At 52.5% G+C, this 16,060-nt stretch carries 12 protein-coding genes; 9 read left to right on the top strand and 3 right to left on the bottom strand.

What is annotated here, in order from left to right:
- Positions 1-25 precede the first annotated feature (25 nt).
- From BM040_RS04455 to BM040_RS04480, 6 genes are all read left to right on the top strand, one after another.
- Positions 26-742, top strand: coding sequence for an acetolactate decarboxylase (locus BM040_RS04455; protein WP_175490969.1), 717 nt, complete (start codon positions 26-28; stop codon positions 740-742).
- Positions 743-1,277: 535 nt separating this feature from the next.
- On the top strand, positions 1,278-2,153 hold the full coding sequence (locus tag BM040_RS04460) for an STAS domain-containing protein (protein WP_092099261.1): 876 nt from the start codon (positions 1,278-1,280) through the stop codon (positions 2,151-2,153).
- A gap of 11 nt (positions 2,154-2,164) precedes the next feature.
- The gene (locus BM040_RS04465; RefSeq protein WP_092099262.1) at positions 2,165-2,575 is read left to right on the top strand and encodes an STAS domain-containing protein; all 411 of its coding nucleotides are present in this window, start codon (positions 2,165-2,167) and stop codon (positions 2,573-2,575) included.
- Positions 2,568-2,972: an anti-sigma regulatory factor gene (locus BM040_RS04470; protein ID WP_092099263.1), complete on the top strand. Its 405-nt coding sequence runs from the start codon at positions 2,568-2,570 to the stop codon at positions 2,970-2,972. The genes BM040_RS04465 and BM040_RS04470 overlap by 8 nt, the downstream gene beginning before the upstream one ends.
- Positions 2,962-4,005, top strand: coding sequence for an ATP-binding protein (locus BM040_RS04475; protein WP_092099264.1), 1,044 nt, complete (start codon positions 2,962-2,964; stop codon positions 4,003-4,005). Before BM040_RS04470 ends, BM040_RS04475 begins: the two co-directional genes overlap by 11 nt.
- Positions 4,006-4,011: 6 nt before the next feature.
- Positions 4,012-5,364 (top strand): sensor histidine kinase, encoded by a 1,353-nt coding sequence (locus BM040_RS04480; RefSeq protein WP_092099265.1) that lies wholly within the window; start codon positions 4,012-4,014, stop codon positions 5,362-5,364.
- Positions 5,365-5,392: 28 nt separating this feature from the next.
- On the opposite strand, the gene BM040_RS04485 is transcribed toward BM040_RS04480, so the two are convergent.
- The gene (locus BM040_RS04485; protein WP_092099266.1) at positions 5,393-5,842 is read right to left on the bottom strand and encodes a response regulator; all 450 of its coding nucleotides are present in this window, start codon (positions 5,840-5,842) and stop codon (positions 5,393-5,395) included.
- A 331-nt stretch (positions 5,843-6,173) separates the two neighbouring features.
- Between BM040_RS04485 and BM040_RS04490 the strand changes: the two genes are divergently transcribed.
- Positions 6,174-6,470: a sll1863 family stress response protein gene (locus BM040_RS04490; RefSeq protein WP_175490970.1), complete on the top strand. Its 297-nt coding sequence runs from the start codon at positions 6,174-6,176 to the stop codon at positions 6,468-6,470.
- A gap of 54 nt (positions 6,471-6,524) precedes the next feature.
- Here the strand turns inward: BM040_RS04490 and paaN are convergent, their stop codons facing one another.
- Entirely contained in the window at positions 6,525-8,198 is a 1,674-nt protein-coding gene (gene paaN, locus BM040_RS04495; protein WP_092099267.1) for a phenylacetic acid degradation protein PaaN, read from the bottom strand.
- Between the two features lie 263 nt (positions 8,199-8,461).
- On the opposite strand from paaN, the gene BM040_RS04500 reads away from it, so the two are divergent.
- Complete coding sequence (locus BM040_RS04500; protein ID WP_245756092.1) at positions 8,462-11,686, top strand: S8 family serine peptidase; 3,225 nt, start codon at positions 8,462-8,464, stop codon at positions 11,684-11,686.
- 103 nt (positions 11,687-11,789) lie between these two features.
- Here BM040_RS04500 and BM040_RS04505 read toward each other — a convergent pair whose 3' ends face one another.
- Positions 11,790-14,063 carry an aconitate hydratase gene (locus BM040_RS04505; protein WP_092099268.1) on the bottom strand — a complete coding sequence of 758 codons (2,274 nt, stop codon included), beginning with the start codon at positions 14,061-14,063 and terminating at the stop codon, positions 11,790-11,792.
- Positions 14,064-14,338: 275 nt separating this feature from the next.
- Here BM040_RS04505 and BM040_RS04510 point away from each other — a divergent pair, with 275 nt between their 5' ends.
- On the top strand, positions 14,339-15,514 hold the full coding sequence (locus BM040_RS04510) for a peroxiredoxin family protein (RefSeq protein ID WP_092099269.1): 1,176 nt from the start codon (positions 14,339-14,341) through the stop codon (positions 15,512-15,514).
- Positions 15,515-16,060 lie beyond the last annotated feature (546 nt).

Genomic DNA, 16,060 nt, shown 5'->3' on the forward strand with positions numbered 1-16,060 from the left:
ACCAGCCTGATGATAAATGCTAAAAATGAATACTAAAACCGCGCTTCTGGGCCTAACACTTTTAACCTTGACGAATTGCTCTTCAAATATTGAACAGGCAAGCAACACCGTTAAGATTGTTGGGGAGATGAAAAATGTGATGTGGAAAGGGCAACTCTACGGGAACATTCATCTTGACACCCTCTCCGATAAAACACATTTACATGGGCTTGGCCCTCTTGAATATTTAGCAGGAGAAGTGTTAATCCTGGACGGGAAATCCTACAGATCAACGGTTATCTCCGACTCGACCATGAAAGTTGAAGAAACGTTTGATATCAAAGCGCCCTTTTTTGGGTACGCCAACATCGCTAAATGGACGGAACAGACGCTGCCCGACAGTATCCAGACAATTCAACAACTTGAACAATACCTTGACGAGGTGACTGTGGCTTCAACGCGACCTTTTATGTTCAAACTCTCAGGAGCAGTTGACAAGGCAACAATTCATGTTGTGAATCTGCCGGAGGGCTCAAAGGTTAGCTCCCCGGCCGAAGCGCATGAAGGTCAGGTGAACTATCAAGTGAATAACGAGCATGCTGATATCGTCGGCTTTTTCTCAACCGAGCACAAAGCAATTTTTACGCACCACGATACTTTTTTACACATGCACCTCATCACCGCAGACAGACAAAAGATGGGACACTTAGACGAGGCGTTGTTTCAAAAAGGGACAATGAAACTATACTTGCCTACAGACTGAAAGGCATGAAGAGTATTTTGCCTTTTCGGAATATTATACTCCTTTCTAAGCGCTTTTAGTGATAACAGTACTCTACTCACAAAACCCGGCCTTACACACAGCACGAGCCCGTTCCCTCCATAGCACCTCTAACAACCAACATTTAGGTTAGTGGATACGTAAACCATCCATCTTATACTTTCGGAAAGTATAAACAGAAGAGAAGAACCTGGGCAGTTGGTCCATAGAAAGTATAAGTCGCGGTACAAAAGCGCCTCTGTCTGCTGTGATGCGACTTTAAATAATGCAGCACTCACGGGTGCACGTAGTTGTTCCTGAGTATTCTAGTTGTATTACCGTCTACTCCTCCAGCACCATAAAAACGCTCCTGCTGCTCTGCTACGCCTTCAGGCTTATACTTACTTTTATTGCCCGGCTCCGTAAGTATGGGGCTAAATAAAGATATATGTGGCAAAGTATAGGGAAACGCTTATTTCTCTATGTATCTTTATGCTTATCATTCATACAAGGATTTAAACGCTCATTCAAAACCACCATGGACAACACATTAGCGAAGGTACTACAAAACAACAAGAAGAAAATCCTGGAGATCTGGATGCAAAACCAACTGTCGGATGTATCGCTGCGGGATGATCTGATATCTAACGAAGAGTTACGCCGTCAGTCAGAAGAGTTGCTTAGTGGCCTGGCCCATGCTGTTGCAAACGGCAGCACCGAAAATGTGCATGCCCCGGAGTATGAGCAAGTCACTGAGATACTAAGCGATATTTCCATTACCCGAGCCCGCCAGGGCTTTTCGCCCCGCGAAACAGGCATGTATGTGCTCAGCCTGAAGAAAGCCATCAGCCAGGTGCTGGAGGAGAACTACAACACTCAACCGGATGTGCTCTACAAATCACTTCTGACACTCACCAACCTGATCGACAGCTTGAGCATGGTTACTTTCGAGACCTATATCAAGGGCCGCGAGGAGGTTATTCTCCGTCAAACCGATGAGATAAACGAGATTTCAACCCCGGTTATACGCGTGTGGGAAGGCATCCTGGCGCTCCCGATTATCGGAACGCTGGACAGCGCCCGTACGCAGACCGTTATGGAGAACCTGTTGCAGGAGATCGTGAACACCGGCAGCAGCATCGCCATCCTTGATATTTCCGGTGTGCCTGCCGTAGACTCGCTAGTGGCCCAGCACCTGATCAAAACCGTAAGCGCCACACGCCTGATGGGCGCCGAGTGCATCATCAGCGGCATTCGCGCCGAAATTGCCCAAACCATTGTGCACCTGGGCATCGACTTATCCAACATTAAAACCAAGGCTACGCTGGCCAGTGCGCTGCACCTGGCATTTAGCATGCGTAATGTGGAAGTACGGAACATGAACAAAAATAAAGGTCTAAATCTAAGTAGATAGCCTAGCGTACCATGGAGAGAATTCCAATCCTGAAAATGGGCCCTTTCCTGCTTGTAACCATACAAGTGGACCTGTACGACCGCCTTGCCCTTAACCTGGAAAGCGACCTGATTAACATGGTCAGTAAAACCGGCGCAAGAGGAGTACTCATTGATATATCTGCCGTAAGCATAGTAGACTCCTTTATGGGGCGCATTCTGGGCAATATTGCCACCATGTCTCGTATTATGGATGCTGAAACCGTGGTAGTGGGCATGCAGCCTGCCGTGGCCATCACTTTAGTTGAACTGGGCCTTACCCTACAGGGTGTTCACACCGCCCTGGACGTTGAGAAAGGGATGGAACTGTTGCAGGAAAAGATGGGTATTTCAGAACATCCTGAGCAAGACGAGGAGGAGGACCAGGATGATAGTAATGACTAAAGACACGATGCAAATCGTGCGGGAGCAGGATGTAGTACCGTTTCGGAACCGGGTAAGGGAGCTTAGCACCAAGATAGGCATGAGCCTGGTGAACCAGACGAAACTCATAACCGCTGCCAGCGAGCTCGTGCGTAACATGCTTAAGTATGCGAACGGCGGCAAGGTGCTGCTGGAGACTATCAGCAAAAACGCACAGGCAGGCATCAGATTAACTTTTACAGATGAAGGCCCGGGCATAGCCGATGTGCAGCAAGCCATGCGCGATGGCTTTTCGACGGGCAAAAGCCTGGGGCTTGGCCTGCCGGGAGCGAAGCGGCTTGTAAATGAATTTGACATTAAAAGCACCGTAGGGCAAGGCACTACGGTAACTATAATACACTGGAAGCATGGACGTTAAGCAACACCAGCGCTTTCTGATACCAGATAAATCGTATGCCAGTATTGCAAAGCGGGAGGTAACACGTATCGCTGAAGGTATTGGCATGTCTGCCAACGGGGTAGGAAAGCTGAACATTGTGGTGGCAGAAATGGCATCTAACCTCGCAAAGCACGCCGCTTTGGGTGGCGAACTGCTGGTGCGTGTGCTGGGCGCCCCATACCCAGGAATTGAAGTAATCTGCCTCGACAGCGGCCCCGGCATGGCAGACCCCTCCAAAATGCAGGAGGACGGTGTTTCTACACTCGGTACAGCCGGAGAAGGACTTGGGGCCATTAAGAGGCAGTCGGATGTATTTGACTTATACTCGCAGCAGGGCGTAGGCACGGTTATACTTTCCAGGATATACCTCAACAATAAAAGCACAGCCGGTGCCCAGGCTGCCAGCCACCACTACGACGTTGGCTATGTGCTGGTGCCAAAGCCCAAAGAAACCTTATGCGGCGACGGGTTGGCCATACTAGAGCACGAGAAAGGCGTTTACCTGCTTGCCCTGGATGGTCTTGGCCACGGCGCAAGCGCCCACGAGGCCTCCCAACTGGCGGTACAGTTCTTTACCTCCTCCCCTGCCCTGCTACCGGCCGACGCGCTTCGCAATATCCACCAAAGTATAAAACGCACCCGTGGGGCTGTGGGCATTGCGGCCAACATCAGCACCCGGAGCAACAGGCTCAGTTACTGCGGAATAGGCAACATAGCAGGTAAGCTTTACGGCCCTGATGGTTCCTATGGCAGCAGCTCTTACAAGAACATCATCTCCTATAACGGCATCCTTGGCCACAACATCCCAACAACCCTGAACAGCCAGGAACTGGAGTGGGGCCACCACCGTATGCTGATACTGCACTCCGACGGGCTTAAATCGAGGTGGGACCTGAGCAGGTACCACGCCCTGAACCGCCACCTGCCCTCTACCGTTGCCGCGCTGCTTTATAAAGACCACAGCCGCCAAACCGATGATGCACTTGTGGTGGTGTGCCGCAGTAAACCATAACCCGTTATGCCACAATACATACTCAAAATAGAGATAAACAATGAGCTGGACGTGGTGCTGGCCTACAAGCGCGCCATGCAGCTATCTGAGCGGCTGGGGATGCAACAGGCCAACCAAACCAAGTTTGCCACAGCGGTATCTGAAATTTGCCGCAATGTGGTGGAGTATGTGGGCAGTGGCAGCATACAGTACAGCCTTGCCGAAGTAGCAGGGCGCAGGTACCTGGAGGCATTGGTCTCAGACAGAGGTCGGGGCATAGGCAACCTAGATGATATCCTGAAACGCACAGACCTTGTATCGTACAACAACCGTGGCACCGGCATTCTTAATTCGAGAAAGCTGGTGGACCTGTTTGAGATTGAGAGTGATTTTGAGCGGGGCACGCGCGTAAGGCTAGCTAAAAGCCTGCCCCAATCCAGCCCTGCCATCGGCCGGGAAATGCTAAAGCACTGGATACAGGAGTTTGAACACGAGGCCGTTATTTCGCCCTACGCAGAGATAAAGAGGCAGAACATGCAATTGCTGGAGGTCCTGGAGCAGCTGCGCATGCGCAACCTGGAGGCCGAGCAGCAGCTGCAGGAAATTCGCCGCCTGAACACGCAGCTGCAGCAGTCGAACCAGGAGATCAACAAGCTACTGGAGGACAGGGAGAAGCAGAACCTGAAGCTGCAGGACATCAACCAGAACCTCGATGCCTTTGCCCACACTGTTTCCCATGACCTGCGCGCCCCGCTGCAGAACATAAACGGCATTTCCACCGCTCTGGAAGCCTGCCTAGAGGCCGGGCAACTGGAAGAGGCGGCGTACGTTTTCCCGATGCTGCGGCAACAGACCCAAAAAATGGATCGCCTCATCACAAGTATACTTGCCTACTCGCTGGCAGGACATGGCAACCTGCCCAAAAAAGCTCTGGACCTGCAGGTGCTGCTACACCAGGTTGTCGCGTCGCTTAATGTACCCGCTACCTTCCGGATAGAAATTCAGGAGAACCTGCCGGTGCTATACACACAGGAGATATACTTGTATCAGGTTTTCAGCAACCTGATCAGCAATGCCATCAAGTACCACGATCAACCGGAACAGGCGCTTTTGCAGATTAGCTATGAGCTGAAACCAGACTTCCTATACTTTACTGTGGAGGACAACGGGCCAGGCATCCCTGCCGAAAGACACAGGCAGCTTTTTAACATGTATGAACTGGGGCACTCCTTCCCGCGGGAGAACAGCTCCGGGCTGGGCCTGTCGATTGTGCGCAAGCTGGTAGAGGAAAAAGGCGGTAGTATATGGTTAGACTCGTCAGGCCGTGGCAGTCGCTTTACCTTTACCTGGCCAACGTATGAACTGATACTGGAGGAATAAAAAAGGTGCTGTTTGGACAGCACCTTTTTTATTTTTTCTTCTTGAAGAACTCTCTCATAATCTCATCCACGTCATACTTGGTGAGGGCTTTGGAGAAATGTTTCTTCACCTTTGAATAAGATTTTAGGCGCTCCAAATCGTAGAAGCTGGCCGAGGAAGTAAGCATAAGTATGATAATCGGATCCACTTCCTCTTGCGCTACCTGGTGGTATTTGTCCAGAAAGGCAAACCCATCCATCACGGGCATTTTGATATCCAGAAAAATTAGATCCGGAATCTTATACTCCCCTTCGTTCCCTGGCTGCTTCGCCTTGTTAAGATACTCCAGCGCCTCCTGCCCGTTCTTTAGAGCCAGTACCGTTTTAGCTACCTGCATCTCCCGAAGCAAACGCTCGTTCAGGTAGTTTGTGGTGTCATCATCATCTACTAACAACACCAGATCCAACGGATAATTATAAGACTTAACCAAGCTACTCATAGTGCCTTATGTCCCCTCAAAGTTTAATCTCTCTCCTGCAGCATATACTTTTGCCATGGGAGGATCTGTTTACCACCTGCGAATATCGCATTAGTGTAGTTAATATCAAAAGTGACTTCTTACTATTTTATAACATGTAAGTGCTCAGGCTCCTATATGATACAATCACGCTCTCCCTTGTGGCACGAGGTTGGGAATTAAATTAACCAAACCTGCCACAGCAACTCTATTTCCATCAAACCGCCCCTATCCGGCATATCCTTTTAGACAAAGTATAAGTATGAGGTGTAGGAGGCCACTGGCCCAAGATCATTAACCTAGCATTTATACTATGGATAATTACCCTTTGAAACCCGAAAACATGCGCGTGCCGGAGCACCTTACCAAGGGCGAGGTACAGAAGAGCCTTGATGAGCTGGATAATAAAATAAAGACCCTAAAAGCCCGTGTAAACGCCACCACAGCAGACTCTAACCATACCTATCATGAGCACATTGCCGGGCTGGAGCGGAAGCGCGAGCTGATCCTGCAGAAGATGGGAGACCCCAACAACAACGAGCAGCACTGGAGCGACCTGCACAAGAACATTGGTAACCTCCACAACGATGCCGACGGCCTGATGAAATAAAAAAAGCCCCTGCATTGCTGCAGGGGCTTTTTTGTAAATATAAATTTATACTTTTTAGCCTGCCACCGGCTCACGGAAGCCTACCCAGGTAAAGCGCTTGATCACAAACTCAGGGTTGGTGAAAGAAGCGTTGCCCGCCGGGTTGCCGCCCGTCACGTGGAAATCAGAGAAGCTGGCGTTCTGGTTCACGAAGATGCCGCCCGTCAGGTTGAAGCTCACCGGCGTTCCGGCCAGGCTCATCTCATCCATGATCTTTTCCTTCACAACAGCATCCGTCGTATAGGCACCGCAGGATATGGCGCCATACTTAGAGGCCATTTCGCTCGCAATTTCTATACTTTGGTCGGTGTCCTGCGTCTTGATGATCAGGGCCACAGGGCCGAACAGTTCGCGGCTGTAGCTCTCTTTCTCAGTCGCATCCACCTCATAAATAACCGGAGTGCAGGTGCGGGCGTTGCTGAACATTGGGTTCTCGAAATCGCAGCTGCTCAGCACCTCGCGGCCTTTCACGGTGGCGGCACTCTTCACGCGCTCGGCCGTGGCCGGATTCTGAATCGCGCCCAAAATGTGCGGCCCGGCCTTCGGGTTATTTACCAGCGCGGTCACGGCGCCGGTTATTTTCTCCACCACCTGCTCGTAAGGCACCGTTTCGCCGGCAACTTTCACGCCGCTCTCCGGCACAAAGAAGTTCTGCGGGGCAGTACACATCTGCCCTGAGTATAGCGAGATAGAAAAAGCCAGGTTCTGCACCACCTTATCCAGATCCTCCACCGAATCCAGGATAATGGAGTTCACGCCTGTTTTCTCGGTAAACGTTACCTTGCCTGGCAGGCTTTCGATGTAATTGCCAAATTCGGAGCTACCGGTATAGTCAATGATTTTCACCTTCCGGTGCTCGGCCAGTTCCTTTGTGATCAGGCGGTCGTCGGCGTCCACGGCCAGCTGGCAAATGTTCGGGTTGAGACCGTTCTGCTGCAGCACCTTCTGTACTTCGGCCACCACGATGGCAATCGGTAGCACGGCTTTCGGGTGCGGCTTCACAATCACGGGGTTACCTGTTACCAGGCTGGCGAACATGCCGGGCACCGTGTTCCAGGTCGGGAAGGTAGAGCAGCCGATGGCCAGGGCCACGCCTTTGGGTACCGCCTTCCAGGTTTTATTCAGCTTGAGGTTATACTTGCCCATGGGCTTCTCCCACTCGGCACTCTCCGGGAAGCGGGTCTGCTCCTCGTAACCGGCGGCCACGGCCTCCAGGGCGCGGTCAGCGGCGTGCGGACCCGATGCCTGAAACGACATCATATAAGCCTGCCCGGTGGTGTGCATGGTAGCGTAGGCAATCTCGAAGAAGCGGTTGCGCATGTTCTCCAGCGCCTCAACCAGCAGGGCCGCCCGGTCCAGCGGCTTTACTTTCCGCCACTGGTGGAAGGCCTCTTCAGCCCGGCTCACCAGTGCCTCCGGTTCAAAATACGGATACTTTATGCCCAGTGGCTGCTGCTCATACGGCGACTCCTCCTGCCCTACCCAAGCCTGTTCGCCTTCCTGCAGCAGCTCGGTAAATTTATTGTTCAGTGTGCTTTTATACTTTTCGCGGCCTTCCTTGTCGGCGGTCTCGCCATACACCTCCGGGGATGGGTTTTCCGGGTAATGGGCAAAGAAGGTGCGCTGGTGCAAAGCCTGCACAGCCTTTTGTAATGTTTCGCGGTGTTTGTCAGCTAATTCCAGATTCATAGTTATTTTTTAATATTTAATAGCAAAATAGAAACATTTATTTGTAAATATCAGTTGAAGGAAATATACATAATTTATTTGTAAGACAAGGCTGCATCAGATTTTTTTGTCGTGGAAGTTTGTACTTTTGCAATACCCTTCCATGATATTCTACATATTCGGAACCAGGTATTAACAGGACTTTTATCGAGCAGATGTTTACCCTTATCCCGCTGCCCAGGCGCAGCTTTGTTTTTGCAGTCCTTCTGCTGCTCTACGTACCTTTGCTGTACGCACAGCGCCCTGCTTTGGACTTTGGAGCTAAAACCATCCCAGGCAGAGTCGTCTATAAACTCAAGCCACAACAGTCCGCCCAACTGCGCAAACCAACCGGGGACGGCATGGCCAATGCCCTGCGGCAAATAGGGGCACGCGACGTCGTGCAGAAGTTTCCGGAAGTAGCGGCCCGGCAAACCCTTTCCAACGCCCGCAAAGCAGCCCCAGCCGTAGACCTCTCGCTCCTATACGAATTACAGTATGGTTCCGGCCATACGTTTGAGGAGGTGCAGGCCGCTTTGATAGCCACCGGACAGGTAGAATACGTGGAACCGCTCTACATCCGGGAGCCTTTCCACCAGCCCAATGACCCTGCCTCCGACTCGACCAAGACCACACAGTATTACCTCAAAAAGATACAAGCCTACGCTGGCTGGGCCGTCGAGCAAGCCGATACCACCATCGTCATCGGCATCCTGGACACTGGTTTCCGTCTTTCCCACCACGACCTGAAGACCAAGGTAAAGTATAACTACGACGATCCGGTGGATGGGATTGACAACGATGGCGACGGTCTGATTGACAACTTCAGCGGCTGGGATTTTGCCGACGGCGACAACGACGTGTCGGACGATACTGCCTGGAAGGGTCACGGCACGGCCGTGGCGGGAGTGGCAGCCGGAGCCACCAACAACGGCATCGGCATTGCCGGTACCGGGTACAATGCCCTGTTTTTGCCCCTGAAGGTGTTCTCTTCCTATCCTGGCGGAGGATTTGGCGGATATGAGGCCATTGTCTACGCCGTTAACAAAGGATGTAAGGTTATTAACCTGTCCTGGGGCGGAACTGGCTTCTCTAAGTATGAACAGGATATCATTAATTACGCTGTACTGGAGAAAGACGTGGTGGTGATTGCCTCAGGCGGCAACACCAACGCCTTCGTGGACATTTACCCTGCCGCTTATGATAACGTTATCTCGGTAGGCGGCTCCAACAACCAGGATGTTAAGTATAAAGACCATACCTACAACTATAACATCGACCTGATTTCTCCGGGCATCAACATTTACAGCACCTCGCAGTCCGGTGATGAGCGGTATGGCAACGTGGGCGGTACCTCGTTTGCTGCCCCTACGGTAGCCGGTGGCGCAGCCCTTGTCCGCGCCCGCTTCCCCGAACTTAACGCCCGCCAGGTAGCCGAACGCCTCCGGGCCAGCACCGACAGCATCTACCACCTGGACGGCAACCGCCCTTACCTGGAGATGCTGGGCACCGGCCGCTTTAACCTGAAAAGGGCACTGAAGCTGGAAAACCCGAAGTCGGTGCGTTGCGTGTCCTTCTCCCCTTCGCCCAAGCAAAGCCTGGTGGCAGGGAACGAGGTAACCATTGATGCCAGCTTCTTAAACTTCCTGGCGCCGGTGCAGGGGCTGCAGGTAGAACTCACTTCTCTATCTCCGCACGTGCTGGTAACCCGCGGGCAGACCACCTTGGGAAGTATGGGCACCATGGGCACCGCCTCTACCAACGAGCCTTTTGTCATCAAAATCAGCGAACGCTCCCCAGCCAACCTGAAAGTATACCTGCGCCTGGGCTTTACCGACGGGGAGTATACCGACTTTCAACACTTTGCTATCGTTATTAACCATAACTTCGCTACCCTGACGGCCAACAACCTGCACCTGAGCCTCAACAGCGAGGGCAACATCGGCTACAACGGCCTGAACATGAGCCAAGGCGTTGGAGTAAAGTATAAAGGCAGTGCTTCTTTGCTTTTTGAGGGCGGGCTTATACTTTCTGCCGACAGCGGCAAGGTAGCCGATAACGTGCATAACTCCTCCTGGCAGAATAACCGGGGCTTTAAGCCGAGTATGCTTACCCGGGCCTACTACAACACCAGCATGGCCAACCAGGAGCTGCGGGGTATTATGCAGACCGACGTGAGCGGGCACCCGGAGGTAGAGGTAAAAACAGTGGCCTACGCTTGGTCTGAGTCGCCTTACCAGGACTTCGTGATAATGGAGTATAAGCTTACCAACCGCTCTTCCGAAACTATTCCCTACCTGCACGCGGGCCTCTTTGCAGATTGGGACATTGGCAACTACACCGAAAACAAGGCTGGCTGGGACGAAGACCTGCAACTCGGGTATGCCTACCATGCCTACGCCGACTTGCCTTATACCGGGCTGACACTGCTGACGCCGGAGACGCTCCCTATTTACCATGCCATTGACAACATCGGCAGCAACGACTCTACCGTAACCGTGGACGACGGTTTCTCCAATGCAGAAAAGTATAAAGTAATCTCCAAAGGAGTGAGCCGCACGAAAGCCGGAGGGAAGAACGGCAACAGCATCTCGCACCTCCTGGGCGCCACCGCCATCGACCTTGCCCCGGGCCAAACTAAAACGCTGGCCATTGCCATACTTGCCGGTGATGATTTGGAGGCTTTGAAGGAGCACGCCAGAACAGCACAACTGAAGTATAGGGGTATCAAATCGGGGCCGGAGCCGGTACCGATGGCCTTTCAGGCTTGTGTAGCAGATGCCGTGGTGATTGCCCCGCAAGGCGGAAGCTCCTTTAACTTCTATACTGATGCAACTGCCTCGGTCCTGCTTGGCACGGGCCCTACTTATACTTTAACAGAGGCGCTTGAGAACAGCACTATCTACGTGGCGAATGCAGACTCCATTTACCTGAGCGATCTGGTGCCAATGGACGTGCAGATACTGTCGGCTTCTGAAGCTGGCTTTAAACCGGGAAACAACTTTGCACAGGTAAGCAAGGGGGTTCAGTTTCAGGACAACAGCCTGCATGCCACCAGCTGGCTCTGGGATTTTGGGGATGGAAGTCAGTCGACTGAACAACACCCGCTGCACCAGTACAAAAAGCCGGGCACGTACACCATATCGCTCACGGTCACGAATGTGCTGGAATGCACCCGCAGCACCTACCAACGGGTGCTGGATGTGTACGCCACAAGTCCGGCCTTATACCCTAACCCAGCCTCGGGCAGCATCAACCTGAGCCTGACTGCCCCGCTTACGGAGTTGCAAAACTCTCAGCCACAGCTCCGGCTCACAGATATGACCGGCAAAAGTATAGCGGCTACCCCCATATCTGTAGTGGGTACGCAACTTCAGTACGATCTGAGCCAGCTGAATGCAGGCCTGTACATCGCGCACATCACCTATCAGGGAGAGACTTTTGTGGAGAAGGTGCTGGTGAGGAAATAATGGCTTGGCCTATACTTCAAAGTATAAATTAAGCCGAAGCCATAGATAACAAAAAGGCCCCGCTGTGGCGGGGCCTTTTTGTTTATACTTAGCAACGTTGCAATTAAGCGTTTTGCTTCTGCTGCTGGCTGATCAGGTTGAGGGCAGAACCTGCCTTGAACCACGCGATCTGGCCTTCGTTATACGTATGGTTTACCTGGATTACATCCTGGCTGCCATCTTTGTGGTGCAGAACCACTTTAAGCGGCTGTCCTGGTGTGAAGTTCTCCAGTCCGATGATGTCGATGGAGTCGTTCTCCTCGATCAGATCATAATCCGACTTGTTGGCAAACGTAAGCGCCAGCATACCTTGCTTCTTCAGGTTGGTTTCGTGGATACGGGCAAATGACTTCACCAGCACGGCACGAACACCCAGGTGGCGTGGCTCCATGGCCGCATGCTCACGGGAAGATCCCTCACCGTAGTTCTCGTCACCAACCACTACAGTACCGATACCGGCAGCTTTGTACGTACGGGCTGTAGCAGGCACCGTGTCATAACCACGGGTCATGTCGTTGTACACGCTGTTAGCCTCACCATTGAACGCGTTGATGGCACCGATAAGCATGTTGTTGGAGATGTTGTCCAGGTGGCCACGGTACTTCAACCACGGACCTGCCATCGAGATGTGATCGGTCGTACACTTACCCTGCGCTTTGATAAGCAGTTTCAGGCCTTTCAGGTCTGTGCCTTCCCATGGCTTAAAGCCCTCGAGCAGCTGCAGACGGTCAGAAGCCGGATCAACCACTACCTGTACTTTGCTTCCATCCTCAGCAGGAGCCACATAACCGGCATCCTCCACGGCAAAGCCTTGGGTTGGCAGCTCGATACCTCTTGGCTCGTCCAGTTTCACCTGCTGGCCATCCTTGTTTGTCAGGGTGTCTGTCAGCGGGTTAAACGTCAGGTCGCCGGCAATAGCGAAAGCCGTTACGATCTCAGGAGAGGCCACGAATGCGTGCGTGTTCGGGTTACCGTCGTTACGCTTGGCAAAGTTACGGTTAAAGGAAGTGATGATAGAGTTCTTACGGGTTGGGTCGTCGGTATGACGTGCCCACTGGCCGATGCACGGACCGCAGGCGTTTGCCAGTACCACACCGCCCATCTGCGCGAACGTGTCGAGCAGACCATCGCGGGCTGTAGTGTAACGCACCATCTCAGAACCCGGCGTAATAGTGAACTCAGCCTGGGCAACCAGGTTTTTAGTTATCGCCTGCTCTGCCACAGAGGCGGCACGCGTCAGGTCTTCGTAAGAAGAGTTAGTACAAGAACCAATCAGACCTACCTCCAGTTTAGCTGGCCAGCCGTGCTCTTTCACCACAGCGGCGAACTGAGAGATTGGCCAGGCAGCGTCCGGCGTGAAAGGGCCGTTTACGTGCGGCTCCAGCGTAGAAAGGTCGATTTCGATCAGCTGATCGTAGAAGGCAGCAGGGTCAGCGTATACTTCGTCGTCAGCGCGCAGGTGCTGGGCTACTTCGTCAGCCATCTGCACGATCTCCTCACGGTCTGTAGCGTTCAGGTAAGCGCGCATGCTGTTGTCGTAGGCAAACACAGAAGTAGTAGCCCCGATCTCGGCACCCATGTTACAGATAGTGCCTTTGCCTGTACAAGACATAGACTCAGCGCCTTCGCCGAAGTACTCCACGATAGCACCTGTTCCGCCTTTTACAGTCAGAATTCCGGCCACTTTCAGGATCACGTCTTTCGGAGAAGTCCAGCCGTTCATTTTACCGGTCAGCTTCACACCGATGATTTTCGGGAACTTCAGCTCCCAAGGCATTCCGGCCATCACGTCCACGGCATCAGCACCACCCACACCAATGGCGATCATACCCAGACCACCCGCGTTAGGCGTGTGCGAGTCGGTACCGATCATCATACCGCCCGGGAAGGCATAGTTCTCCAGCACTACCTGGTGGATGATACCAGCACCCGGCTTCCAGAAACCGATGCCATACTTGTTGGAAACAGAAGCAAGGAAGTCATAAACTTCTTTGTTCTCTGAGTAAGCGTCCTGCAAGTCAGAATCAGCACCCACGCGGGCCTGAATCAGGTGGTCGCAATGCACGGTAGAAGGCACGGCCACGGTTGGCTTACCAGCCTGCATGAACTGAAGCAAGGCCATTTGCGCTGTAGCATCCTGCATGGCCACCCTGTCCGGAGCGAAATCTACGTAAGACTTTCCGCGCTCAAAAGCCTGCTGTGCTGTACCATCGAAAAGGTGAGCGTACAGGATCTTCTCTGTCAGGGTAAGCGGACGCCCAACTGCCTGGCGGGCAGCAGCAATTCGCTCATCCATGCCGGCATACACTGCCTTGATCATTCCTAAATCAAATGCCATAGTTTTGCTATTGTTAATGTTTTATACTCTTTTTTATGAGGTTCACAAATGTACGAAAACTAAATCTCTGTAAAAACATTAGCCTCCATGAATATGTTGCTACACGAATATGCAGGCATAATTAGCAGCTTCAGGTTTTTCGGTTCTTATGCCCTACTTTTGTACTACGTTATTATCAAATTCCGCACATGAAACTTTCCTATACTAATACCCGTGCCACCCTATTTTTGTTTTTTACTCTTCTAATTCCACAGCTTATAACATCCTGTACCTCTATGACATCTACCGACAACACCATTAAGCCCGGCAGCTGGCGAGTAGCCCTGCAGCACGCCGACGGGAAAGAGATTCCGTTTGTAATGGAAGCCGAGGAAAAAAACGGCAAAACAGTGCTGTACCTGATAAACGGTGAGGAGCGCATCCTGGTAGATGAAATTGAGCAAGCCGGAGATTCTGTAAAAATTGGCCTCCACATTTTCGACGCCGACCTGATAGCGAAGGTAGAAGGGGAAAAAATGACCGGCCGCTTTGTGAAGAACGATACGGCTACTCCTTATTCGGTGCCTTTTACTGCTGAGCACGGGAAGAGCAACCGGTTTGAGGAAAATCCTGCTCCAGCTGATTTCAATTTTGATGGCAAGTGGGAAGTGCTGTTCACCGACCGCGACGGCAAAAGCTACAAGGCTATCGGCGAGTTTAAGCAGAAAGATAATTACGCCACCGGCACGTTTATGACCGAGACCGGCGACTACCGTTTTCTGGAAGGACAGGTAGCCGGCAACGAGCTGAAGCTCTCTACCTTTGATGGCAACCACGCCTACCTGTTCACGGCTACTCCGGAGAACGACAGCACCTTGCAAGGCAACTTCTACTCGGGCATGAATTACTCCGAAACCTGGACGGCCAAGCGCAACCCTGATGTGCAACTCGCCAGCGCAGACACGCTCACGTACCTGAAGCCGGGCTACGAAACCCTCTCCTTCACGTTCCCGAACCTGCAGGGCGAGCAGGTATCGCTGGCAGACGACAAGTATAAAGGCAAGGTGGTGCTGGTGCAGCTGCTGGGCTCCTGGTGCCCCAACTGTATGGACGAGACCAACTTCCTGGCGCCTTACTACGACAAGAACAAGGACCGCGGCCTGGAAATCATCGGCCTGGGCTTCGAGCGCAGCCCTGAGTTCGATAAGGCCGCAGCCCGCCTGAAGAAGATGCAGGAGCGCCTGAACGTGAACTACGATCTGTTGGTAGCCGGCACGTCGGATAAGGAGGCGGCAGCCAAAGCCCTGCCAGCGCTTAACCATGTGCTCTCCTACCCCACCACCATCTTCATCGGCCGCGACGGCAAAGTACGCAAGATCCACACCGGCTTCTCAGGCCCCGGCACTGGCAAGCATTACGAGGAATGGGTAGCTGATTTTAACAAGACGATGGATGTGTTGCTGGCGGAGTAGTTTCGTTATCCGTTGCTCGTTTTTCGTTAATCGGAAAGTATAAAAAGCGAAGGCCGCTACTTTAACAGTAGCGGCCTTCGCTTTTTATCTCCGTGCTTTTCTGGCGCAAGCGTCCGCTTGTGTCCGCTACTAGCGGCCGCTTCCTTTAACATGAACCAAGCTATCCTTACCAGCTGCCGTTCCTCCTCCAGACCTACATACCTACAGTTGCACCTCTAACTTGGCTCCCTCCCAGACCGGGAGGCCTCGCCTTCGGGCATCGCGCTGTGTTCCCTCCTTGCCTCGCTTTCGCTCGGCATGCCCTTAACGGGCACCGGATCTCACAAGGCGCTCAACCCAAAGGCTGGGAATTACTCGATAGCCGCTGCTTTTTGTCATCTCGACCTTTGGGAGAGAACTAAAGGGAATTCCACCTGTCATCTCTCGCCCTGCTCAAGATGACAGGTGGAGCGGTAAGTATAAATTCCCCTCTCGGGAGGGGCTAGGGGTGGGTTTATACTTTGCAGAAACAGCAGCAACGAAGCTTATACTTCGGCAACAGTAACC

Source organism: Pontibacter chinhatensis, assembly GCF_900113285.1.
Classification (GTDB): Bacteria; Bacteroidota; Bacteroidia; order Cytophagales; family Hymenobacteraceae; genus Pontibacter; species Pontibacter chinhatensis.